Here is a 570-nt window from a genome sequence, read left to right on the forward strand (position 1 = left end):
TAGGTGCCGTCGGGGTTGAGGCAGTCGGCCAGGGTGCGGGCCAGCCCGGCGAGTTGTTCGGGGCGAAACCGGCTGCCTTCGGCGGCCAATCGCGCTTCGGCCTGCTCGCGGGTGGGCATGTCGATCCAGCCGGGCAGCTGGTGGTAGAACTTGCGGATCACCGCGACCTGGCCCGCACCCAGGGCGCCGTCGCGTTGTCCGGCGGCGGTGGCGGGCAGCATCGGGCCCAGCGGGTCGCCGGTCAGGCCGTGGCGTGGGCCCAAATCGCGTGCTTCGTTGAGGCGGCGGGCGGCTTCGGCGCGGCTGATCAGGGTCGCCTCGGCGATGGCGTGGACCACCGTGGCGCCGAGTTCGACCGAGGGTGCTTGGCGGGCCAGGGAATTGATCACGGGGTGCTCGACGGCCGGGATGCGCAGGCGCTGCTTTTCGCAGCGCGCCAACACCACCAACTGTTGCCGCGGGGCGAGCGCGTCGACGTTCAGCGCGCAGACCCGATCCCAGGCGGCATCGAGCGCGTCGAACGCCGCCTCGACATCCTGCTCCTCACTCACACCGCCAAACTAGCGAGGA

At 71.4% G+C, this 570-nt stretch carries 1 protein-coding gene; it reads right to left on the reverse strand.

Going from position 1 to position 570, the window contains the following annotated elements:
* A partial coding sequence (locus tag A5659_RS22135) for a DUF222 domain-containing protein (protein WP_156749313.1) occupies positions 1-551 on the reverse strand: 551 nt, incomplete at its 3' end.
* Between the last annotated feature and the right edge of the window lie 19 nt (positions 552-570).

Origin of the sequence: Mycobacterium sp. 1165196.3 (assembly GCF_001673415.1) — a bacterium.
GTDB classification, from domain to species: Bacteria; Actinomycetota; Actinomycetes; order Mycobacteriales; family Mycobacteriaceae; genus Mycobacterium; species Mycobacterium europaeum_A.